Raw genomic sequence first — 22,833 nt, forward strand, 5'->3', positions numbered from 1 at the left:
CACTCTGCGCTGTGGCTATTTCCTACAATAAATTTAGTAGTGGCACTATTGATAATCAACTCACCAAAGTGATTCAGATAAAGCACTTTGAAAATTAGTCAATAGCAATAGCGACTTACATTCAAAAAAAAACCAACAAACTTCGCATTTTTTTGCAAATGTCCTAAGCTTCGTTTAATACCCTTCTCTCAATTCAGCGGTAAACGTAGGTTGGGAAACGGATGAGACATTGAAAGTAGAAGGAGAGCTACTTTGAAATTGTTTAAATTATCCATCATGTGCTGCTTAGTTACTGCAACACCGCTCACCGCTCAAACTCTGGAACAGTCTGTAGCTATTACTTTGGCAACGAATCCAGAGATAAAAAGCATCTTTAATGAATATGTGAGCGTGAAAAAACGTAATGATGCCTCTGGAGGCGCATACAAGCCCAGCATCGATCTTGATGCTGGTATTGGATACGAAGGTATAAACCCTGCACCAAATAACGGCCCCGATACCGATCTAACAAGAAAGGAAGCGACGATTTCCCTCACTCAATTGCTGTGGGATGGTTCCGCGACACTGTACGACATTGATCGTACTGCCGCAGAAGCCGAGTCGGTACGTTTGCAATTGATCGCGGATGCCGAAGACAAAGCGCTTGAGGTAACACAAATTTATCTAGACGCAGTAAAAGCCACTGAAGTGCTGGCACTGTCAGAAAGTAACCTTTCAATACACAAGAAAATCTATAAAGATATAAAGAAACGAGCGAATTCAGGCATAGGTTCAACAGCGGATGTATCTCAGGTAGAAGCTAGGATTGCAAAAGCTCATGGTAACTTGTTGGCCGCACAGAATAATTTGATCGATACCCACACCCAGTTTAGACGAGTAGTTGGTCAAGAACCCCTAGGCTTAATCTACCCAAGAGCCGATATTTCTAGAATTCCTTTGTCATTAACCGACGCCATTGTTGATGCATTAGACCAGCACCCTGTAATCAAAGTCGCAAACGCAGATGTCGATTCAGCCCACTTCCAATACAAACAATCAAAGGGCGTGAACTACCCTACCTTCTCCATAGAGGCTTCTCAGTCGTGGCGTGATGATGCAGGTGGCGATGAAGGCTCAAGTCAAGAGACCCTCGCGATGCTACGCATGCGATATAACTTGTACAACGGCGGAACAGACAGTGCTAATTCAGAAGCTGCGGCATACCAATTGAACAAAGCAAAAGATCTGAGAGATCGCGCTTATCGACAAGTGGAAGAAGGTCTTCGCCTCTCATGGAGTGCATTGGATCTAACATTACAACAAAAGAACTTTCTATCCGACCATGTTGATTCAGCTTCGGAAACTGTTATCGCATATGAAAAACAATACCGAATAGGCAAACGTACTCTGCTTGACTTACTCAACACTGAGAACGAACTATTTGAAGCCCGTAAAGATTACCTAGATGCACACTATTCAGAGCAGTACGCTAAGTACCGTGTGATGAACGCTACAGGTTCTTTATTGAATGCTCTACTGGTCGACATTCCAGAAGAGTGGACTACGCCCGTGGAGTATTAATGATGAAAATACCTTACTTATTACTTCCCGTGTTAACGATGACTTTATTTGCCTGTTCGAGCCAGCAGGAAGAGGCCTATATCGAGACACCTGAAGCTGAGCAGATTGCAGACCTGCAAGACGATGATAAAGATGGTGTGGTAAACGCTCGCGATATCTGCCCTGGCACGCCTGAAACGTCACAAGTCGACAATGATGGTTGTGGAGAAACGATTCGTGCGGAAGAAGTCAGACAGCTAAAAATACTCTTTGCTCATGACTCATTTGAAGTGAACCCAATTTTCTCAGACCAGATCAGCACGATGGCAGAGTTTCTTGCAACCTACAAAAGTGCATCGATTGAAATACAAGGCTATGCGAGTAAAGTGGGTTCTAACGAGTACAACTTAGACCTGTCAAAAAAACGAGCAAACAACGTTCAAGACGAGTTACTGTCGAATGGTATCGAACCAGAGCGCGTGAGAATTGTCGGCTATGGTGAAGAACGATTAGAAAACGATGGTGATGACCCTACTTCACACGCACTGAACCGTAAGGTAACAGCGACAGTAGTAGGGTTAAGTGAGCAGATCGTAGAAGAATGGACCATTTTTACCACGCTGGAAAAATAGCGTGACATTGTCACTGAAGGTGTAACATGGGGTACCTTACAAAGACTGCTTAGCGACAAGATCAATAAAGCCGTGATAGGGTTGCCCATCACGGCTTTTTGTTCTTTGTAACCACTGAGTCTCGGGAATAACTCAGTGGCTCTTCTTGCTACTCAGGAATCGGCTCGATCGTTAACCGAACCAATTACCGGTTAAAGTTTTACTTCTTGGTGCTTAGTTTTCGGCAGAGAAATACTTAGCAGGAAGTAACCTAAGATAGCTGCTGTCGTAGATCCCATCAGGATGCCTAATCGAGCTAGCGTATCAAAATCTGCGTTCGTTGGACCAAATGCCAATGAAGAGATGAAGATAGACATCGTAAAGCCAATACCACACAGCACAGACACTGCGAAGATGTTCATGAAGTTCACACCTTCAGGAAGCTTAGCTACGCCCGTTTTCACAGCACCCCAGCTGAATAGGAAGATACCCAGTGGCTTACCAACCAATAGACCCATAGCAATGCCAAGCGGTAGCATGCCTGTAAGGTTTGAAATTGAGATGCCTTCCAGTGAGATACCTGCGTTTGCAAATGCGAAGATTGGCAAAATTGCAAAAGCTACATATGGGTGCAAAGCATGCTCTAGGTGTTTCAGCGGAGAATGTTCTCCCTTATTACCTTTTAATGGGATAGCAAAACCAATTACTACACCTGCTAGTGTTGCGTGAACACCAGATTTCAATACAGCGAACCACAGGATCGCACCAACAATTAAGTATACACTCAGCTTAGTTACATGCTTGTTATTTAGCATGAACAACACACCAGTCGCGATGAAGCCAACCGTCAGTGCAAGCGTTGATAGGTCACCTGAGTAGAACAATGCAATGATAACAACAACACCTAGGTCATCGATAATTGCTAGAGCCAGCAGGAATACCTTCAAGCTTACAGGTACACGGTTACCAAGAAGAGCCATGATACCCAGTGCGAATGCGATATCTGTTGCAGCCGGGATAGCCCAACCTTGAAGCGCTTCAGGGTTACTTGAGTTAAATAGCACGTAAATAAGTGCAGGAGCTAACATACCACCCACAGCTGCGATAGCTGGGAAGATTGCTGTCTCTTTAGACTTTAATGCGCCTTCCAAAAGTTCGCGCTTAACTTCTAAGCCGATTAGAAGGAAGAAGACAGCCATTAAGCCATCGTTAATCCAGTGAGACACAGACATACCAAGAACGTAACTGTGAAGTACACCTTGGTACATTTCGTTCAGTGGTGAGTTTGCTACAAACATTGCGATCGCCGCAGCGATTACTAGGATGATGCCGCCAGCAGATTCCATTTTAAAGAAGTCACGGATGACGTCGGTCATGATTTCGCCCTTATATTTATTATTTAAATAAACGAATAACAAAGAATAACCACGAGTTTATATCCAAGTCTAATTGATAGATAATCACTTCTTCGGATGTTTAACTTCGGTTTTTCCTACAAATACTAAACAATACGTCGTATATTCCATAATGTTGTTCTGCGCCATGAATTAAGTATAGATGAGATCATCGAACCTGTATGCACAATTCATTGGGGTTGGATAAAAGTCTCAGACATAAAAAAAGGCTATCAAATGATAGCCTTAGGTATTTTTTAGTAGCCGGTTAATTGCATAAAGCCTGTCGCTTCATGACTCCCGCTCGCCTTAATCGGCCCTTCCCAATATGGTATGACAAAAGGAAGCCACATATCCCTGCGTATAATACGCGTCGTGAGGTTGATATCATGCTTAGGGACATTAATGATCCACTGCAGAGGCATCCGCCTTCCATTCATCAACGTTGTATTTTGCAAAGGTTGAATTGAAATGTCGGATTCCGTCAATTGGTAAACTTTGCCAGAGCGCGTTGCTAATGTACCAAATACGTAAGGCAACTGTTGGTTATGACGATAACGGTTAATACTCAACGCAGTGCCGTCATCGAGATTAAACACAAACCAATCCCAACCTTGTTGACCCACTCCAAGTAAGCCACTACCCCACTCTTTATGTACCCACGCAGTTCCCTCCACTTCCTTGGTAACGCCATCTAAGTTCAACACACCACTCAAAGATAAAAATGGAGCGCTGAAGTTATAAGACGCGACAGGTAATAAGTCGTGTTTTTTCTGATAGCCATTATCGCCGTTGAGTACATATGGCCCTTTTGCAATAGTGTCGAGCTCAAGTCCAAAAGTGTCAGTTTGCACTTGAAGACGGCCTGGAAATGGTGTGTTGCCGAGTGCACGCCAGTTCCAGTTATCAATCCAAAGTCTGAATGGACGGTTAGTCATCCCCGCTTGGCCAATGCCGCCACGAGCCATGCGCTGTTCTTTCCATACTTTGGACTTAGAAGAGACCACTACATTTGAGATATAGACTTGAGGGCTTTGCCACCCAGGAGTTTCACGTTCGTCCGTTGCAATACGGAAAAAGCTCCACTGTACCGAATAGTCTTTGCCATCATCGCCTTTTAAAGACGCAAAATAATGCCACCACTCATGTTGAAACTCTGGGTGGAACTTAAAATCTTGTGGTAGCGAAACATTGCGGTCTGGTAACACTGGCTCAAACACATTGAAATGTTCACTAACCAATACCGAGTTAACTTCATTCTCGCCCTTTTCACCAGGATCGATGAAATAGGAGTAATAGCCCCAAACACTTAAAAAGATACTGAAGAAACTGATTAATAGAAGAGAAGACAGGATTCGATGTCTTAACTTAGTTGAGCTATTCCGTAAAAACATACTAAAGCGCATCCCTCAGTGACTTCATCGGAGTGTTCCGAATCATTCTCATCACTGGTAAAGCACCAGCGAGCATCAATGCTGCCATGGCCCACGCAAATGTCTGCAAATAATCCCAAGGAATCACTTGTAACTCGAGTGACCACCCAAAAGACTGCTTTATCACGATATCAACAATTAAGCTCGCTAGCGCCAAGCCAAGCGGAATCGCAATCAAGGAGGAAATAAGCCCAAATACAAACAGCTGTAAGCTGCCTGTCAGAATCAACTCTTTCGCCGAGACACCCAAACAGCGCTGCAAGGATATATGTCTTTGTCGAGAAACTTCACCCGCTACGGTAGCAAAGAAGATACCGAAGACTGCAATAACCAAGGTGATGTTGCCTAATGTATCTGCAATCGCGAACGTTCTATCGAACACACGCATCGCTTGACTGTGAATATTGTTGTTATCGAATACACGCTCAGAGCCAAGCCTGAATACGCTTTCTAATCGGCTGCGAAGGCCTACCGAATTAACATCATCTTTGAGTATTACGCCAAGGCCTACATTACCCCGCCCTGCAAACCCATACAGCCAGTTTCGATGTGACATCATGACTTGATGGTAAGGGTTACCATAATCGTAATAAACTCCAACAACCTGCCAACCAGAGCCGAGGCTATCATAGAGGTCAATGTAGTCACCAGGGCGAATCCCCAACTTGAGAGACATCGATTCGCTGATCAACACACCTTTAGAGTGGTGTAAGTGGTACCAGTAATTCGGAATACCTAATTTGATTGTCAGCGCTTCTAGTTCGCCTTCAGAAGGACCCGTACTGACAACCTGAATACTGCCGACTGGAGAAGCAACATCTTTCTCCCAACGCCACCAAACCGAATCTACTTCAGGTTGATCTGACAGCCAGTTACTCATACGAGCAGCTGCATTGTTGGTTGGGTAGATATAAAGATCGGCAGCCAGGCGCTGTGTTAACCATTTATCAGTAGTATCTCTAAAGCTACCCACCATGGTTTCTACACCAATATTGGCTGTTAAGGCCAACATAAAGGCCATCGTCGCCACGCCACGGTAGCTCATACTTGAAGCGGCATCAGCAAAGAACCAACGAGCACGAACCCAACGCAATGAATAAGATAAGCTGTTAAATAACTTCCACATCAAGAACGGTGTAAACAAAGCCACACTAATTAGCATCAGTGCGATAATCGCAAAACCCGTTTCTTGAGTCTGAGGGGCTTGATACACAGCGACAGCTGCAACCAAGAAGCCACAGCCAATCAAAGCTTGCCAAGTAAACTCAGTACCCGCAAAACGCATCAAAGACAATCGAGAGGTCAAACGAATCGGTTGTGATCTAAGCAAACGTACCAATGGCCAAGCGCAGGCTAAGAACGCACCAAGTAACGCCATCAATAAGCTGTAGCCGCTCCAGCGCCAATTCCAGTCAATCGTTAAACCAACGTTGGCATCGTATAAATCACCTAAGCTTGAAGATACCGCAGGTAACAATTGATTGGCTAACATGACACCAAAAATATTACCGCAGATCCAGCTCAGTCCGACCAATAGCAGTAGCTCTAAGCAAAGTGCTTTAGCCAGTTGCCAGCCCGACACACCTGTTTGTCTTAAGATACCGACTAACGGTTGACGCTGAATAAACGACAGCGACATCGCTTGATAGAAAATGAATAAACCAACCACAAACGACAGCATACCCATCGCTTTAAGATTTAAGTGAAAAGCGCTAGTCAGTGACTCTAATTCCGCTTTAGAGCTGCGAGAGATTGTCAAACCATTGGGTAGCATGTTTTTAAGACGCTCAAACTTCTCAGGCGACATGTCTGAGCATGCAATCACCGAGAGGCCAGCGCTGCGTTTCAGCATTCTCAGTAACGAGATATCAGCAATCAGCCTTGTACCATCAATAATGTTGTTTTGATCAACCATTAATGGGCCAAGCTCAGAGCCATCCATCAGAGGAATGTAATCATCGTTGTTCCACTCCATGTGTTCAGCGAGATCATCACTTACAAGGATTGGATATGGCGGTTTCATGAGGTTTAAAGTGGTGAGATCTTTTAACGCAATACCCGGCTGCAACTGAAGCATAGAAACAGGGTCTATGCCGATAAGCATGAAGTTCGCGCCGTTTTCATCAGTGATACGATGGTGGTCAAAAGGAGAGCACTGTTGAAAGCCTTCACGGCGAAGCTGGATATAAAAACCTTGTGGGATCTTATTAGCGTTGTGTTTTGGTCGAATACGGTAAGGAAGAGGATTCGAAAAGAGTTTTTCGCCATGTGCATAGCTTTGCTTGGCGTGTTGGTTAATGGCAGTAACACCAACCAAAAGTGATACGCCTAGGGTTAAACCAAGCCATACCAAGATAATCTGAAGTGGGTAACGTCGATAATGACCGAGTAGTGCCTTAACTACGGGCCATAACATGCAGTTGCCCTCCTTGTAGGCGGATCCTGCCATCCATATGCAGCGCTACTTTCTCACTGTGTGTTACCAACAGTAATGTACATTCTAATTGGCGAGCCAAAGAGGTCAGCAAACGCATTACCGCTTCAGCGTTGCGCTCATCTAAGCTACCTGTCGGCTCATCGGCCAGTAAGATTTTTGGTTCCATATACAGCGCACGAGCAATTGCCGCACGTTGTTGCTGACCACCAGACGCCTCTTCAGGATAACGACCAAGCAAAGGCATCAGATCTAAAGCAGAAAGGATCTGTCGCCAGAGCCCCTTGTCTTCGGGTAAGCCTTTTAATTGGCGGCAAAAACGAATGTTATCGGCAATGTTCAATGTCGGCAGTAAGTTGAACTGCTGAAAGATATGGCCGATGTTGTTTCTGCGATAAGCGGTGCGGTCACGCTCGGTAGAGTCGTGCATATTGAAGTGAGGGAAAGCAATTTCACCTGAATCAGCTAGGTCTAACCCCGCAATAAGGTTCAGTAAAGTACTTTTACCTGAACCACTTTCTCCCATTAATGCTAGCTGGTCACCTTGGTTTAATGTTAATTCAGCACCTTGCAAAACAGGGTGAAACTCCCCCCCATCGACGTAGCCTTTACATAGGTCTGACAGCTTTAACATTAAACAGCTCACATTAGTTAGAATTTGGAAGGAGAATCTACACTAATTCCCTGTTAGGAGGAAGTATTTTGAAAGATAGATCACACACCAACGATAAAGTGATGTGATTGGTGCGTCCTACTTCAACTTCCTATCAAGTTTTTAATCCATTTTCTTGTCTTCATGCGATAGAGCGACCCGCCCCACTTAATCACTTCTTCAGTAAGGAACAGTAGGTAAACCCACTCAGGTGGAAGCTTAAAGTAAATAGCGGCGATGGCTGCCAAAGGAATACCTATCACCCACTGAGCAATCAAGTCTTGATAGAGACAAAACTTCACGTCACCACCCGCTCTGAGTACACCAACTATCACTGTCATTGGAATAGAGCGGATGACAATACCCACACTCAGAATCAAAATAAACTTCTCTGAAAGCGCTCGGGTTTCTTCTGTCAAAGCACTAAAGGCATTCAATATTGGCGTTTGTATAAAGTAGAGGAAAATTGCCACCACAATACTGGTAAAGAAGCACAAAATCGTTAAGCCGAGAGCTTGGTAGTAAACCGCTTCATTGTTCTTCGCACCGAGTTGGTTGCCCACCAAAACCGCGGCAGCATTCGACATGCCAATCAATAAACTCAACGAGATAGACTCAACTGGCGTCATCACCGAAAGCGCAGCTAAACCTTGAACGCCTGATTGCCCCATAATGGCATGATAAGCGAATAAGCCACCCGCCCAAGCCAAGAAGTTAAACGTGGTCGGCAAAGACAACTTCAAGAAGCGAACGACTTTCTCCACAGTTGCCGCAGCTTTGATATCACAAAGTTTGAAGGCTAATAAATGTTTAGATAAATAGAGATAGCCAAACAAGGTCGCCACTTCAATTGCGCCACTCAGTACGGTCGCAATCGCCGCACCTTTGATGCCAAGAGCCGGAAATCCTAAGTTCCCGAAAATCAGCACCCAGTTTAAGAACACGTTAGACAGGATACCAATACCACTGAAGAAGGTACTCAATCCAGGTTTGTGCATCGCTCTTAGGCCAACGGCCATACTGCTGACACACGATACGGCTAACATGCTAAATGAGGTGATAACGATGTATTCAACGCCCAAGCTGATGACTTCTTGAGAGTCAGTCGTCACGCCCATGATTTGTGCCGGGAAAGAGACAAAGAACACGATGGTCAACAGCGCAAACAACGTCGAAACCAGCCAGGTTAGTGCAGTGCTTTCTCTCACGCCTTGTCTATTGCCTGCTCCCCAATATTGAGCAGTAAGAAGAGCGCCGCCGGTGGTGACACCCACCAGCATAATGGTCGTCACGAACATCGCACGACTCGCCACACCCACAGCCGCAATGTCTGCTTCTCCAAGCTGACCTAGCATCAACACATCCACTAAGCCTCGACTCGAAAACATGATGCTCTGCAAGGTGATTGGCAAAGCTATGGCAATCAGCCTGCGAACAAAATCACCGCGTGTGTGATGAATAATTGAAGAGAGCAACATAGAGATACCTAAACGGAACGTATTGATGAATAAAGATAAATATCGCGCTATTATATCAATGTTCGGTTTTTAACCACAGATATAAATGGAGTAGTAATGAAGAAAGTACTGGTTTTAGGCGCTTCTGGATACGTAGGCTCACAACTCCTCCCTCTCCTGCTTGAGCAAGGCTATCAAGTCACGGCAGCAGCAAGGCATATCGACTATTTAAAGGCACGGACCGAGCCTCACGAAAACTTATCACTTGAGTATCTTGATTTGGCCGATCAAGCTGCGACACAAGCCTTAGTCCCCGATTTTGATCTTATCTTCTTCCTTGTCCATGGAATGGCAGAAGGCCACGACTTTATTGATTACGAGTTAAACCTAGCTCGCAACTTTGTCTCTGCACTTGGCCCTAAAAACCAGCACGTTATCTATCTAAGCTCGTTGCAGCCTCAAACTGGTGACTCAGAGCACCTTCAAGCGAGAAAGAAAACCGGTGAACTACTTCGTAAAGGGCCGGTACCGATAACCGAACTTCAAGCAGGCGTGATCATAGGCCCAGGCTCTGCGGCATTCGAGATCATGCGAGACTTTGTGTACAACTTGCCGATTATGATTGCGCCAAAGTGGGTCGATTCTAAAGCAAACCCTATCGCATTGCAGAACCTAAACCACTACCTGCTGAAACTTGCACAAGAAACGCCTAGCGAAAGCCAAACCTTCGAGGTTGGCGGGCCGGATATTGTCTCTTATCGAAATCAATTTGCTCACATAGCCAAAACAGCCGATCGTCCACTCAGGCTTTGGGCGACATCGCTACTAACGCCGTCAATCGCTTCATATTGGCTGGGCGTGGTAACCTCTGTACCCTCTAACATAGGCAGAGCGCTTCTCGCAGGCTTAAAACACGATTTTATCGCCAGTTCGACCACCATTAGAGAAAAGTACCCTCAGAAGCTTATCTCGTTCGAGAATATGGTTGAGCAAGCTATTCATTCTGAAGGCAACTTCGTAAAGAGTAATGTGTGGGGTTTTGACAAAACCGCCTTCAAACGCTGGCAAGCTGGGTATGGCTATTACCCGAAGAAAACAGGCGCAAGTATCACCTCAAGTGCACCACTAGAATCGCTTTGGCATGTTGCTCAGCAAATCGGAAGCCCGAAGCAAGGTTACTTCTTCGCTAACACTTTATGGCGCACACGCGAATGGTTGGATGTTCTTTTCGGTGGCGGGGTGCCTGTTCGTCAAATGCCAGAAGGCCCCAACCTAAAAGTCGGTGACAAAATCGATTCATGGAAGGTCATTCGCTGTGAAGAGAATCAGTTTTTATCTCTGCTTTTCGGTATGAAAGGCCCCGGTTTAGGACGACTCGAAATTACCGTCTCTGACCACGGAGACTCTCGCGAGCTGAACATTTCAGCGTGGTGGCACCCTAAAGGCTTTCTTGGATTACTGTATTGGTTCGCAATGATGCCAGCTCACCTATTTATCTTTAAAGGCATGGTGAAGGCGATTGAGAAGCAAGCAAAAGAGCAGATGCGAGATTCGAGTGTCGAGATGCGAAAAGACTAAAAGCAGATACGGGATTCGAGTGTCGAGACGCGAATAGATTAAAACGGATGCGAGATTCGTGTAACGGGATGCGAAAAGACTAAAAGCAGATGCGGGATTCGAGTGTCGAGATGCGAATAGATTAAAACGGATACGAGATTCGGGTAACGGGATACGAAAAGACTTAACAGCAAATTAGCGACACGCGCTATGAGAGGCAAAAAAAGAGCGGATAATTCCGCTCTTCGTATCTCTCATCTCGTATCCCGAATCCGCTACTAGCCAATAACGCTAATTGGGATCTCAGCCAATTGGTTGCCTTGATTAGCAGGGTAAACGATGTATTCACCGTGATACTTCACTGCAGACTTATAGTCCGTTACTTTGTGAAGCATGAACCCCGCTTCCATCGCCGCTTGGATGAACTCAGCGTGGTTACCACGAACAAACCAGTTCATAGGCTTAACCATCAACTCACCGTCAAAAGAGTCGTCGCACTGTTTGCCACACAAGGCAAAAGAGTGCTCACCATCGGTGAAGAATTGGATCTTGCCGCCAGTCGTTAGCTCGTCTTCACTCGATACGCTCCACCCCATCTCGTACATTTTGTCCATGAACGCTTCAACATCACTGTCTTTTAGTGCTTTAGGCTCTTCGCCTTCAGGGAAAAAACGTCCGTAAAACGCAGAAATACGTTTAAAGGTAAAAGTTAAATCAGAGTTGTTGCCTTTTGAGCGCCCCTGTTTCTGCCAGCGAACCAAGTCTGGCACAATCACACGATCATACGCTTGAGACTTAATCGCTTTTGTTACCCAGCGAACAAGGTAAAGGTTGTTCGCGATAGGCGCATCGATCGCTTTACCTGACTTATGTAGAGCATACAGTTCGCCTAACGCATCGTTCACTAACTTCTGAATTTCAATATAGTATTTTGACATTATGCCTTCTTTCCTAATGTCCAATATAGTAATGCTGACAGTATTGCACAAACTGCCATCACCATAGCCATTGGCCCTGCAGTGTCACTTGGTAGCATTGCAACAATTGCCCCTACCACAGAACCAGTACCAAATCTTAATGTGCCCGCAAGCGAAGACGCTGTGCCGGCCATATTCGGGTATCCGCTTAAAAGCAGTGCCATTGAGTTACTACCAATAGTAGACAGTGTGCCGATAAACAGCATCACAAACGGCACAATACCCCACAAACCGATATCCAGCATCCAACCGACGAGTAGGCCTAAGCCTGCAAATAGTTGAATGGTTAAGCCCACTCTAAGCATGGCATGAGAGCCCACTTTCTTAACGATTCGACCATTGATGCTCGTCATCAAGATCATCGCAACAATGTTCAGACCGAACAGGTAGCCAAACAGATCAGGGCGAACACCATAGATATCAATGTAAACGAATGAGCCAGCCGTTAAGAACGCAAACATGCCTGAAAAAGAGAATGCACCAGAGAAAATCAAACCCATCGCCGTTGGGTTCTTACACAAACGCGCGTAATTACGAATCGTTGTTTTAAAGCGCAGTGGCTGTCGCTTTTCTGCGGGGAGCGTTTCAGGGATCTTCATCGATACCGCTAGAATTACGATCACAGAGAAGATAGCCAGCACCCAGAAAATAGAGCGCCAACCGAACCACAACGCTAAGTAGCCGCCAATCATCGGAGCGACCAATGGCGCAACCGTCATCACTAAGGTAACGAAAGACATGGTTCTCGCGAAATCTTCACGATCGAACATGTCTCTTACCACCGCTTGGATAATAACCGCTGCGGCAGCACCAGCAAAACCTTGAGCAGTACGGATGTAAGTCAGCGCTTCAATGCCGTGTGTTGTCGCACTCACCATAGACGCGATAGCAAACAAGAACACACCAATGAGCAATACAGGTTTACGACCGTAGCTATCTGCCAACGGACCATGCAGCAACTGCCCCAGTGCGAAACCCGCGGTATACGCTGTTAGCGTAATTTGTACCTCACCCGCCGTCACACCAAGATCTTTGGCAATGGTAGGCATCGCAGGCAGATACATATCAATGGCGAGCGGAGTCAGTGCACCAATCGCACCTAGAATCAAAAACAGCACTAAGCCTAATTGAGGGGGTTCTGGTTGGGAGCTTGGGCTCTGTGGGGGCGATGTTTGCATAACTCTCCGGCTAAGTACTAGGTTTTATTTGTGCACGAGCATGCACGCAGCAATATACGAATACGCACAGTGATACACGAATATGCGCACACATACATGAACATATAGTAATAATGGCTGAAACTGTCCTAGTACCAGTCAAAATAATCAGCCGACGCTATCCTTGGTCGGCTACATCCACGATAGAAAGGATTACTTCCAGATAGAGTCGACTTCTTCTTGCGTTAGGTAGCGGTATTCACCTAGCTCTAAAGATTCGTCCATTTCAATTTCGCCAATACGTTCACGGTGCAGCGCTTCTACCTTATTACCAAGTGCAGCAAACATACGTTTAACTTGGTGGTATTTGCCTTCATGAATCGTTAGTAACACTTCGCGCTCTGCACGAACTTCTAGGTGTGCTGGAAGTGTTAGGCCATCTTCGCTCTTAAGCTGAATGCCTTCTTTGAATTTTTCAACGTAATCGTCTTCAACCGGTTCAACCAACCACACACGGTACGTCTTCTCGCACTTATGCTTTGGTGATGTGATACGGTGAGACCACTTACCATCATCAGTAATCAACACAAGACCCGTTGTATCAATATCTAGACGACCAGCGAAATGCAGCTTATCCATTTTGATTTCATCGAGTAATTCAAACGCGATACGATTTGCGCCATCTTCATGCGAACAAACAAAGCCTTCTGGCTTATAAAGCATGATGTAACGAGGGCCATGCACATTCAGTTCATTGCCTTGCCATTCGACAACACACTCTTCAGTTACCTTGAGTGAACCGCTTTTTTGAATGACATCATTAACTGTCACTGCCTTGGATTTTAATAAGTGTGTTGCTTCTCTTCGAGTGACGCCTAATGCATCGCACAGAAATTTATCTAAACGCATGAATACCTCAACTAATCTAAGTCGGGTATTATAGTCACCTTTGCTCAATTAGTTGAGCTATTTCACACTATTTGTTTTCCACCTTACAAGACGCGATATGTATACACTCCGCCCGTACCAAGCTGATTCCGTAAAATCAGTGATTCATTACTTCAGAAAACACCAAACTCCGGCTGTTCTTGTGCTTCCGACAGGTGCTGGAAAAAGCCTTGTAATTGCAGAACTGGCAAGGCTTGCGAAAGGTCGTGTACTGGTACTTGCTCACGTAAAAGAGCTGGTTGAGCAGAACCATGAAAAGTATGAAGGCTACGGGCTGAAGGGTTCGATCTTCTCTGCGGGTTTAGGACGTAAAGAGACCGACCAACAAGTCGTGTTTGCTTCGGTGCAATCCGTCGTTCGAAACCTCGACTCATTCTCTAACCAATTTTCACTATTGGTGATCGATGAGTGTCACCGTGTCCCCGATGAAAAGACCAGTAGCTATCAAAAAGTAATCACTCACTTGCGTGAGAATAACCCGGGCATCAAGGTGCTTGGATTAACCGCTACCCCTTATCGTCTTGGTATGGGGTGGCTTTACCAATACCACACACGTGGACAAGTTCGATCTGAAGAACCTCGCTTTTTCAGAGACTGTATTTTCGAACTTCCAATTCGCTACCTGCTCGACGAAGGCTTCTTAACCCCTGCACGTATGATCGATGCGCCAGTTTTAAGCTATGACTTTTCACAGTTAAAGCCAGCGAGCACTGGTCGCTATAAAGAAGCCGAACTCGACATGGTGATCGAGCAATCTAAACGCGCTACTCCACAAATTGTCGACCAAATCATTGAACTGGCCAAAGACAAACTCGGCATCATGGTATTTGCTGCGACGGTTCGACACGCACAAGAGATCCTTGGCTTATTGCCAGAAGGCGAATCATCAATTGTAATTGGTGACACGCCTACGCTAGAGCGCGATCAAATCATCAACGATTTCAAAGAACGTAAGATCAAATTCTTAGTCAACGTATCGGTATTAACCACAGGCTTTGACGCGCCGCATGTCGATTTAATAGCGATTCTACGCCCAACTGAATCCATCAGCTTGTACCAGCAAATCGTTGGTCGTGGCTTACGTTTGTCTCCAGGTAAAAAAGAGTGTTTAGTGCTCGACTATGCGGGCAACAGTTACGATCTATACCAACCTGAAGTGGGCGACCCAAAACCCGATTCAGACAGTGAAATCATCACCATCCCCTGCCCGGCTTGCGGTTTCAATAACAATTTTTGGGGGAAATTGGACAGCAACGGCTTCTTGCTTGAACACTTTGGTCGTAAATGCCAAGGCTACTTTACCGATGAAGACACTGGCGAACGCGAACACTGTAATTATCGCTTCCGAGCGAAATATTGTGGTGAATGTGGGGCCGATAACGACATTGCCGCGCGTATTTGTCATGAGTGCGATGCAACCTTAGTCGACCCAGACAAAAAACTTAAAGAGGCACTGAACCTAAAAGATGCTTTGGTATTCGAGTGCTTAGAAATGGACCTCAACGTGCTTAAAGATGATAAAGGTAAATCACAACTTAAAGTCACCTATCGCGGTGAAAACCAAGCGCAAGTGCATGAGTTTTGGTCATTAACCACCAAAAAGCAGAAGCAGAACTTCAAAGACCAGTTTGTTCGCCCTCACCTTGCAGACAGACACCGCCCTTTTGAAGAAGCGTCACCAACGAAAGTGGTTGCTCACCAACACAGATTCCGGCCACCTCAATTCGTCATCGCACGTAAAGTCGGACGCTTTTGGAAAATGAGAGACAAGATATTCGAAGACGAGCTTCAACAACGCTAGATATTATGTTCTTAACACTCAATGGTTAGTCTGCAGTTATCAAGTCTTTAACCAATAAGTTTGAAGTTTTTAGGTTCAAATTCTCATTATTAATCAGGTTCACTTTCTGTTCAGAATTACTTTTTTATACTGAACGCTATCAACCTTCTCTAGGATTCGCTATGTTTAGTAAAGCTATGATTTCTTTGTTTTCTATAAGCTTAGGCTTATTTGTTTCTGCTGGCGCATGGGCTGACTCACATCATAATGGTCACGACCTAGTACAAGACGTTCACAAAGCAGGAACTCGTATCGAATTTGAAGAAGATCAAGACGAAGTCTATGAAGCGGTTCGAGAAGGTTATATCCGCCCTTTCTCAGAAATGTATGCAGCGGTGGAAAACGATCTTCATGGTCGAATTATTAAAGTAGAGCTAGAAGAAGATGACGACATTTGGGTGTATGAACTAAAAATCAATTACCAAAACAACATCATCAAAGTCGAATACAACGCTGAGACGTTAGAAATGCTCATGATTAAAGGCCGAAACTTTAAAGACGCAATTAAACACGGTGAATAAGTAAGAGCCGCAACTTTAAAGACACCATTAATCACGACGAGCAATTAAGCACAACGAACAGTCATTACAAGAATTAAGAAGAACAATTATGAAAATTTTAGTCGTTGAAGACGAGCCTCGTTTGGGCCAACAAATTATTGAAACACTTGAGGGAGCCGACTGGGTTCCAGAGCTCTCTCAAGATGGTATTGATGCACTCTACCGTGCAACATCAGAAGAGTGGGACGCGATTGTTCTCGATTTAGGTTTACCTAAGCTTGATGGCCTTACCGTATTAAAAGGCATTCGAGACGAAAACATTAACACACCAGTAATTATCTTAAGTGCTCGTGACACCCTAACTCAGCGTGTTGAGGGCTTGAATGCAGGTGCAGATGATTACCTAACTAAGCCATTCGAAATGGTTGAACTTATCGCCCGCATTCGTGCTCAACTACGCCGAGCGTCAGGCAGTGCGGCACCGATACTTCAAATTGGTGATTTAAGCCTAGATACACGCAGTTCTAAAGTGTTATGGCAAGGCCAAGCGGTTAGCCTAACCGCACTAGAATATAAAGTTGTCGCGTACTTCATGCATAACCAAAACAAGGTTATCTCGCGTACAGAACTGGTTGAACACATCTATAAACAAGACTTCGACCGTGACTCAAACACAGTTGAGGTGTTCATTGGTCGTATTCGCAAAAAAATCGCACCAAAGATCATTAAAACTGTTCGTGGCCTTGGCTACCAACTGAATGCTGAATAGCGCCCTATCTAATTACACTATAAGCAACCGTCAACAAAACTCAGTGTAATAGCCAATTAAATGGACAGCCTGTTCTGATCGTCGCAATACTGATAAGTCACGATGAGCAAAGGCAGGCTAGAAATGCATGAATCTAAAGAAACGAACACTTAAAAACATCAGTCTAAAAAGCCGCTTGCTCCTCGCTGCGGCTTTTTGGCTAGGTGCGATGATATTAGCGGCAGGAGTAGGGATTCCAAAACTGGTTAACGACTACCTCGTCGATGATATGAAGCAGCAGCTTGGCTTAACCATGGATGAGTTAACCGCCAATATCGAAACCAATGACAATGGCAATTTGATCATGGCAGAGCGTCTGTCTGATCCTAGGTTCAACCAGCCCTACAGTGGTATTTATTGGCGTGCCGCTACCCAAGAACAGATCATTCGATCTCGCTCGCTATGGGATAAAGACCTCACCATTAAGCGTTCGCCGATTCACACATCAGTCAAAGGGCCTGAGAAAGAAAAGCTGATTTACATCGAGCAGGATATCTACCTGCCTGAACTGAGCGACCCTGTCACGATTACTATTGGTATTGATGAAGATCCGCTAGAATCCACACTGACCGAGCTTACTGGCCAAGTCTGGTTAATCCTAATGCTGTTGTTTGTTGGCGTGCTTATGTTGATCGGCATACAAGTCAGTTGGTCGCTGCTACCGCTCAGTAAAATGCAGCGCGAACTGGTGATGCTAAGAAACGGCGAGCAGCAAGGGCTAAGCGATAACTACCCGAAAGAAGTTTCGCCATTAGTATCAGACCTCAATGCTCTTCTTTTTCATTACCAAGAATTACTGGAACGAGCTCGTAACCACGCTGGAAACCTATCTCACGCATTAAAAACGCCGCTGTCGGTTCTGAAAAATGAGATAGAACGACTTCCTGAGGATGACAAGGCACTGCTACAACAGCCTATTCATCAGATTCAAAGCCAAATAGACTATCATCTTGGCCGTGCGCGCATGGCGGGTGCAATGAACATTCTTTCGGTGAAGTCTTCACCTTGTGAGCGTGTTGAAGCTATCTCAATGGCGTTTGATAAGGTGTACGCTGCCAACGAAATTACCATGATTAACGAGCTAGACTCAGAGATTGAAGTGGCGGTCGAAAAAACCGACCTTGATGAAATGGTCGGCAACTTACTAGAGAACAGTTACAAGTGGGCGAACAATATAATTCGTGTCCATGCAAATGAACTCGACGATGGCAACATTGAATTGGTGATTGAAGATGATGGCCAAGGCATTCCTGAAGAGAAGCTTCAGCAAGTGACCAAACGTGGTGTTCGACTTGATGAAACCACACCAGGAACAGGCTTGGGGCTTAACATCGTGAATGAAATGGCACACAGCTACCGAGGCAGCCTAACGCTCAGCAAAAGCTCAATGGGCGGCTTAAAAGCTTCTCTGGTGTTAAAACTAAGCAAAGGCTAACCACGTTCAGTAAAAGTTAAACGCAATAAGCCCTAGCGCAATGCTAGGGCTTAGTTCAATCGACCTTATATACGACCCTATATATCGTTCACAGCAACATCCAAAGCTTGGGAATCATCACTCAGGGTCGTTGATCCAATCATTAAAATCCTACCATCTGTATAATAGTCATGATCTTCATTAATCACTTCCACCGTTGCCAATGGGTACTTGTCTAGCTCGATGTCAGGTAGTGACATTCGTATCTGATTAGCGAGCCTATCTCGCTCTTCATCAACATTAGGGTCAATGTTATGAAGTACGGTCACAATGCCTGAGTAAGGCGTGACTTTAAGGCCATCGTCATAGCTAATTGCGCCTAACCACTGAGGCTGGTTAGTTTTAATATCAACACCTGCACGCCACCAGCGAATATGGCTGCGCTTCATCAGGTTACCCGGCAATTGAAACGCCATATCTTGTGGCTTATCTCGCCAATATAAATCAGACACAGGTGGCATTTTGTCTCTAAGCAATGCGAGATAACCAGCCCATTCAATCTCATTTCGAGAGAATGTTTGATTCTCTATCCAGCCTAATTGCTTCATTAAGTCTCTTGGGGTTGCGCCAACATAAATGACGTTGATCGCTTGCGCTGAATAGAATGACGATTTGCCTGGGAATGCTTTATAGGTAACCGAATTCCAGTCGACTTTGTTTATTTGAGCCGTCTCTGGTTGATTCTGAAAGTCATCCGCTTTCCAAAAAAAGTGAGCGTAGTTTGCAAACAATACCCATGCCAATAACAGCGCACTCGACTTAAGTACCAAACGTCGCCACTTCATTCGATAACCAATAATGGTGAAAACCAATACCGCGAATACCCCGACGATCAAACTATTATGCTCAGAGATAAATATCTTAAGGCTATTAAGCCACGGAAAGTTTTCAACGCCGTGTGCCAGTAACATACCCCAAGCAACAAACTGCCCGCCACCAAGGGCCAAGCCGATAACGGCTAATGCACTGAAGTTGCGCCACGGTACACGATGCGAGCCAGCTATAAATGGCACAACCCAAGCAATAGGCCCTAACAAACGAGCAAAAAGAATGATGTACGTGCCTTTGCGAACAACCAGATAGCGGCAGCGCGCAATTAATCTTTTGGTTTTAGGACGAAACTTAATGAGCCTTCGTTGCGCCTTAGCACCGTATTTATAACCAATGAAATAACTGAGTTGGTCACCAAGCAAACCACCTAGCATCACCAAAACCAACGCCATCCATGCACCTGAATACAGCTGAAAGCCCGCTGCGATAAAAAAGGGCTCTCCCGGTACAAATAGGTTTGGGCCAATGAGAGCATCACCCAATGCTCCCAGAAAAAGCCCTAGTCCATCAAACATAACAACCTCAATGCTTACTGTTCTTTGTAGTGACCAAACTTGTAGTTCATCTCGTTGTTACGCATTTCGCCTTTAAAGAAGCGTCTTACATTGGCTTTAAGATAAGTAGAGCCTGTCTTCACAACGCCATCTTGGTCTAAACGACGTGGGTCAAACCCAAAAGTCATATTCAGGAATCTAAATCGCCATGTTTTGCTCGCACGTTTTACGTAGTCACAGTCTTCACACAGTACGATCTCTTCATCGAAACCGCCAATCTCATCATGCGCTCGTTTCGTCGAGAAAATACACGCGCCAATCGCCGTTGGGAAAAAGAACTGGGTAGTAAACAAGCCTGCGTTAAATAGCCCGTAACCAAACTTGTGCACAAGCGGCAGACCTTTCGAACTCATGTACACTCCGGCCACTTCAAGCTTGTTCTCTTCTAGTTCATAAAGCGCTTTCGCAAGGAAGTTTCGAGGCAAGCTCACATCGGCATCTAAGAAAAGAATTCTGTTATATTTCGCCAATGAAGCACCTGTGTTTCGACCAAGGCTCACACCACGATTTTCCATGTGATGGACAGTTAACTTTGGCAACGCGTTTTCATAAGCTTGTGCCACTTCTCTTGTGTTATCTTCACTGTTCGAGTCGACAACAATCACTTCAAACTCTTGGTGGGTTTGCGCGCTCAACTCTTCCATCAAGCGGCTAATGCGTTTCTCTTCGTTTAGCGTAATTACGACAATGCTTACCGGTTCCATATTTTCACCTATTCATTCAGCTGTTTAATTAACAATAAGATTAACGAACCAAGCCTTAACCAAGTCTTAGGCGAACATTCATTTTCCGTTCATTAACTTGATGATTTAGCAGGATATCAATAGATGAGAGTGGTGCTGTAAAAGGGGTTAAAATACGCGAAACAAGCGTTAGCGAACGTTTTATCTCCAAATGAACCCATTATCTAAGGAAATTCACTTTGAGATGGGCTTCTTACTTGCTCATATTGGAATGTGATGTTAGTATCCGCGCTCGCTTAAGCATGAACTCGTTTGTGTCTAAGCATTACCACACACTCAAGGTCGCATTGAGGTGTGAAGTTAATTTTTACTAATTTGAGAGTAAAACTATGAAATTTGAAGCAGTAGTACGTACTGAACTAGGTAAAGGTGCGAGCCGCCGCCTACGTCACGCTGGTAAATTCCCAGCTGTAATCTACGGTGGCGAAGCTGAAGCTGTAGCTATCGAACTTGTTCACGCTGAAGTGATCAACCAAATGGATAAGCCTGAATTCTACGAAGCAATCACTCTACTGATTGACGGCGCAGAAGTTAAGGTTAAGCCACAAGACGTTCAACGTCACGCGTTCAAGCCAAAAGTTGAGCACATGGACTTCATCCGTATCTAATTCCCTACCAAGGAATAAGATTGGATTAATCCAGCCTTCTGCATAGAAAAGATAATCGATCTTACCAGTCGAGAAATCTAGAAATTCGAAACCCCGATGCTACCAACATCGGGGTTTCACCGTTTTTGAGCCATCAAAAACGTCGTAAATCTCGCGCAATACACTGAAAATAATCAACTTTCCCCTCCCCCACTTTATCCCAATCTTGCTTGGGTGGATTAAGGGTGGACGAAAGGTGGACTTATACAGTAGTTTTTCTAACAGTAAGACTAGACCGCTTTTTCGCTAGGTTCAACACACGAATCAAACAAAAAACAAAACCGACTAGCGTCTAGAATTACTTATATGGCTTTGTACGCACTTCTAAACGAATAGAGCAATCAAGAATAAGAACTACTCCTTTCGCATAACTAGCTAGCGCAGAGAGCCGCCTACTTACATTCATGTATATTGGATTGGGCTTTACCACCACGTAATACACTCCAGGCTAATCAAACAACACTAAGGGGCGATCAAGAAAACACTTCTAGCCTTTCGTTCATTCTTAACACCATCTTCCAGCCTAATCTTTCAACTCTCATTAACGACATAACACGCCTGAACTAGCCATTAGCAAGTAAGCCTACTCATCCAGTATTAAGAACTTAAAAGGCCTATAGGCATTCACAGATCCGCACACCCACTTTTTAAAACATAATACTCGGCTTCGCTGGCCAAAAATCATGGATTCGGAATCCGAATAATCACTAGAACGTCTATGCAAACCAAAAATATTCAAGTATTTGGGTCCAAGAATTTGAGATGGTGGGGCTCTGGTCGCATCACAAGCATAAACTCCCGCCCCCCACCCTCATGCACTCTAGGTGACACTTTCAGTTCACCTAGAGCGCACGGATTTAAAGGGCTAGTTAGAGATTTTATTGACAAAGTAATGTTGACACTTTTTGGGAAGAAATCTCAATCCAGATTCTAGTGCTAATTCTTAAAAATCAACGGCGTTTTGAAGGGGAAAAAAACGAGTAACTCTAAAATTTTCAATACAACTCGTATAATAAAACTCGTATAGATGAGGTTGCCGAGGCAGAACTGTAGCGGATATCCGAATTCGCGAATAAAAAGGAGTAATTTTGAGATAGTTGCAGCTATGAAAAAGAAGCGGCCTGATTAGCCAAACTTCCTTAGGCTCTTCTTTCTAGAATACTCGTAATGTCTTTTTTGAGTTCCTCTGAAAGGCGTTCAAATTGTTCCGGATCAACCAAACTGATCCGCACCAGCAGTTTTGGACACTGAGTTAAGTGAGTACAATCACTAATGAG

General features: G+C 44.8%; 18 protein-coding genes. 8 read left to right on the forward strand and 10 right to left on the reverse strand.

The window, feature by feature from the left end; genetic code table 11:
• Positions 1-252: 252 nt before the first annotated feature.
• Entirely contained in the window at positions 253-1,560 is a 1,308-nt protein-coding gene (locus ACED45_RS05840; protein ID WP_048664786.1) for a TolC family outer membrane protein, read from the forward strand.
• On the forward strand, positions 1,560-2,171 hold the full coding sequence (locus tag ACED45_RS05845) for an OmpA family protein (RefSeq protein ID WP_108083310.1): 612 nt from the start codon (positions 1,560-1,562) through the stop codon (positions 2,169-2,171). The genes ACED45_RS05840 and ACED45_RS05845 overlap by 1 nt, the downstream gene beginning before the upstream one ends.
• A 191-nt stretch (positions 2,172-2,362) precedes the next feature.
• On the opposite strand, the gene nhaA is transcribed toward ACED45_RS05845, so the two are convergent.
• The 5 genes from nhaA to ACED45_RS05870 all read right to left on the reverse strand — a co-directional run bounded on the left by nhaA (position 2,363) and on the right by ACED45_RS05870 (position 9,541).
• A complete protein-coding gene (gene nhaA, locus ACED45_RS05850; RefSeq protein WP_048664785.1) occupies positions 2,363-3,526 on the reverse strand; it encodes a Na+/H+ antiporter NhaA in 1,164 nt (387 codons plus the stop codon).
• A 275-nt stretch (positions 3,527-3,801) separates the two neighbouring features.
• Positions 3,802-4,950 carry a lipocalin-like domain-containing protein gene (locus ACED45_RS05855; protein WP_048658393.1) on the reverse strand — a complete coding sequence of 383 codons (1,149 nt, stop codon included), beginning with the start codon at positions 4,948-4,950 and terminating at the stop codon, positions 3,802-3,804.
• A complete protein-coding gene (locus ACED45_RS05860; protein ID WP_371713493.1) occupies positions 4,940-7,393 on the reverse strand; it encodes an ABC transporter permease in 2,454 nt (817 codons plus the stop codon). Before ACED45_RS05860 ends, ACED45_RS05855 begins: the two co-directional genes overlap by 11 nt.
• On the reverse strand, positions 7,374-8,045 hold the full coding sequence (locus tag ACED45_RS05865) for an ABC transporter ATP-binding protein (protein ID WP_017060385.1): 672 nt from the start codon (positions 8,043-8,045) through the stop codon (positions 7,374-7,376). The genes ACED45_RS05860 and ACED45_RS05865 overlap by 20 nt, the downstream gene beginning before the upstream one ends.
• 122 nt (positions 8,046-8,167) lie before the next feature.
• Entirely contained in the window at positions 8,168-9,541 is a 1,374-nt protein-coding gene (locus ACED45_RS05870; RefSeq protein WP_371713494.1) for an MATE family efflux transporter, read from the reverse strand.
• Positions 9,542-9,637: 96 nt separating this feature from the next.
• Between ACED45_RS05870 and ACED45_RS05875 the strand changes: the two genes are divergently transcribed.
• A complete protein-coding gene (locus ACED45_RS05875; RefSeq protein WP_371713495.1) occupies positions 9,638-11,098 on the forward strand; it encodes a DUF2867 domain-containing protein in 1,461 nt (486 codons plus the stop codon).
• 257 nt (positions 11,099-11,355) lie between these two features.
• Here the strand turns inward: ACED45_RS05875 and ACED45_RS05880 are convergent, their stop codons facing one another.
• The 3 genes from ACED45_RS05880 to rsuA form a co-directional block, all read right to left on the reverse strand.
• Positions 11,356-12,015, reverse strand: a complete 660-nt coding sequence (locus ACED45_RS05880; RefSeq protein ID WP_010441495.1) for a DUF2913 family protein — start codon at positions 12,013-12,015, stop codon at positions 11,356-11,358.
• Complete coding sequence (locus tag ACED45_RS05885; RefSeq protein ID WP_146491930.1) at positions 12,015-13,232, reverse strand: Bcr/CflA family multidrug efflux MFS transporter; 1,218 nt, start codon at positions 13,230-13,232, stop codon at positions 12,015-12,017. Before ACED45_RS05885 ends, ACED45_RS05880 begins: the two co-directional genes overlap by 1 nt.
• A gap of 192 nt (positions 13,233-13,424) precedes the next feature.
• Positions 13,425-14,120: a 16S rRNA pseudouridine(516) synthase RsuA gene (gene rsuA, locus ACED45_RS05890; protein ID WP_017060380.1), complete on the reverse strand. Its 696-nt coding sequence runs from the start codon at positions 14,118-14,120 to the stop codon at positions 13,425-13,427.
• A gap of 97 nt (positions 14,121-14,217) precedes the next feature.
• Here rsuA and ACED45_RS05895 point away from each other — a divergent pair, with 97 nt between their 5' ends.
• The 4 genes from ACED45_RS05895 to ACED45_RS05910 all read left to right on the forward strand — a co-directional run bounded on the left by ACED45_RS05895 (position 14,218) and on the right by ACED45_RS05910 (position 18,742).
• Positions 14,218-15,960, forward strand: a complete 1,743-nt coding sequence (locus ACED45_RS05895; protein WP_146491929.1) for a DEAD/DEAH box helicase — start codon at positions 14,218-14,220, stop codon at positions 15,958-15,960.
• 161 nt (positions 15,961-16,121) lie between these two features.
• Positions 16,122-16,520, forward strand: a complete 399-nt coding sequence (locus tag ACED45_RS05900; RefSeq protein ID WP_017108242.1) for a PepSY domain-containing protein — start codon at positions 16,122-16,124, stop codon at positions 16,518-16,520.
• 88 nt (positions 16,521-16,608) lie between these two features.
• A complete protein-coding gene (locus ACED45_RS05905) occupies positions 16,609-17,268 on the forward strand; it encodes a response regulator transcription factor (protein WP_017060377.1) in 660 nt (219 codons plus the stop codon).
• A gap of 127 nt (positions 17,269-17,395) precedes the next feature.
• A complete protein-coding gene (locus ACED45_RS05910) occupies positions 17,396-18,742 on the forward strand; it encodes an ATP-binding protein (protein ID WP_371713496.1) in 1,347 nt (448 codons plus the stop codon).
• Positions 18,743-18,819: 77 nt separating this feature from the next.
• Here ACED45_RS05910 and ACED45_RS05915 read toward each other — a convergent pair whose 3' ends face one another.
• Both ACED45_RS05915 and ACED45_RS05920 read right to left on the reverse strand, forming a co-directional pair.
• Positions 18,820-20,127 carry an LssY C-terminal domain-containing protein gene (locus ACED45_RS05915; protein ID WP_371713497.1) on the reverse strand — a complete coding sequence of 436 codons (1,308 nt, stop codon included), beginning with the start codon at positions 20,125-20,127 and terminating at the stop codon, positions 18,820-18,822.
• A gap of 14 nt (positions 20,128-20,141) precedes the next feature.
• Positions 20,142-20,870, reverse strand: a complete 729-nt coding sequence (locus ACED45_RS05920) for a glycosyltransferase family 2 protein (protein WP_019821309.1) — start codon at positions 20,868-20,870, stop codon at positions 20,142-20,144.
• 368 nt (positions 20,871-21,238) lie between these two features.
• Here ACED45_RS05920 and rplY point away from each other — a divergent pair, with 368 nt between their 5' ends.
• A complete protein-coding gene (rplY, locus tag ACED45_RS05925) occupies positions 21,239-21,517 on the forward strand; it encodes a 50S ribosomal protein L25 (RefSeq protein WP_048658383.1) in 279 nt (92 codons plus the stop codon).
• The last annotated feature ends 1,316 nt before the right edge of the window (positions 21,518-22,833 follow it).

The organism is Vibrio crassostreae (assembly GCF_041439375.1).
Taxonomy (GTDB): Bacteria; Pseudomonadota; Gammaproteobacteria; order Enterobacterales; family Vibrionaceae; genus Vibrio; species Vibrio crassostreae_D.

Bases quoted from the DNA above. Each gene is read 5' to 3' on its own strand.
- ACED45_RS05845 (WP_108083310.1), top strand. From the start codon at position 1,560: ATGATGAAAATACCTTACTTATTACTTCCCGTGTTAACGATGACTTTA.
- nhaA (WP_048664785.1), bottom strand. From the start codon at position 3,526: ATGACCGACGTCATCCGTGACTTCTTTAAAATGGAATCTGCTGGCGGC.
- ACED45_RS05855 (WP_048658393.1), bottom strand. From the start codon at position 4,950: ATGCGCTTTAGTATGTTTTTACGGAATAGCTCAACTAAGTTAAGACAT.
- ACED45_RS05860 (WP_371713493.1), bottom strand. From the start codon at position 7,393: ATGTTATGGCCCGTAGTTAAGGCACTACTCGGTCATTATCGACGTTAC.
- ACED45_RS05865 (WP_017060385.1), bottom strand. From the start codon at position 8,045: ATGTTAAAGCTGTCAGACCTATGTAAAGGCTACGTCGATGGGGGGGAG.
- ACED45_RS05870 (WP_371713494.1), bottom strand. From the start codon at position 9,541: ATGTTGCTCTCTTCAATTATTCATCACACACGCGGTGATTTTGTTCGC.
- ACED45_RS05875 (WP_371713495.1), top strand. From the start codon at position 9,638: ATGAAGAAAGTACTGGTTTTAGGCGCTTCTGGATACGTAGGCTCACAA.
- ACED45_RS05880 (WP_010441495.1), bottom strand. From the start codon at position 12,015: ATGTCAAAATACTATATTGAAATTCAGAAGTTAGTGAACGATGCGTTA.
- ACED45_RS05885 (WP_146491930.1), bottom strand. From the start codon at position 13,232: ATGCAAACATCGCCCCCACAGAGCCCAAGCTCCCAACCAGAACCCCCT.
- rsuA (WP_017060380.1), bottom strand. From the start codon at position 14,120: ATGCGTTTAGATAAATTTCTGTGCGATGCATTAGGCGTCACTCGAAGA.
- ACED45_RS05895 (WP_146491929.1), top strand. From the start codon at position 14,218: ATGTATACACTCCGCCCGTACCAAGCTGATTCCGTAAAATCAGTGATT.
- ACED45_RS05900 (WP_017108242.1), top strand. From the start codon at position 16,122: ATGTTTAGTAAAGCTATGATTTCTTTGTTTTCTATAAGCTTAGGCTTA.
- ACED45_RS05905 (WP_017060377.1), top strand. From the start codon at position 16,609: ATGAAAATTTTAGTCGTTGAAGACGAGCCTCGTTTGGGCCAACAAATT.
- ACED45_RS05910 (WP_371713496.1), top strand. From the start codon at position 17,396: ATGAATCTAAAGAAACGAACACTTAAAAACATCAGTCTAAAAAGCCGC.
- ACED45_RS05915 (WP_371713497.1), bottom strand. From the start codon at position 20,127: ATGTTTGATGGACTAGGGCTTTTTCTGGGAGCATTGGGTGATGCTCTC.
- ACED45_RS05920 (WP_019821309.1), bottom strand. From the start codon at position 20,870: ATGGAACCGGTAAGCATTGTCGTAATTACGCTAAACGAAGAGAAACGC.
- rplY (WP_048658383.1), top strand. From the start codon at position 21,239: ATGAAATTTGAAGCAGTAGTACGTACTGAACTAGGTAAAGGTGCGAGC.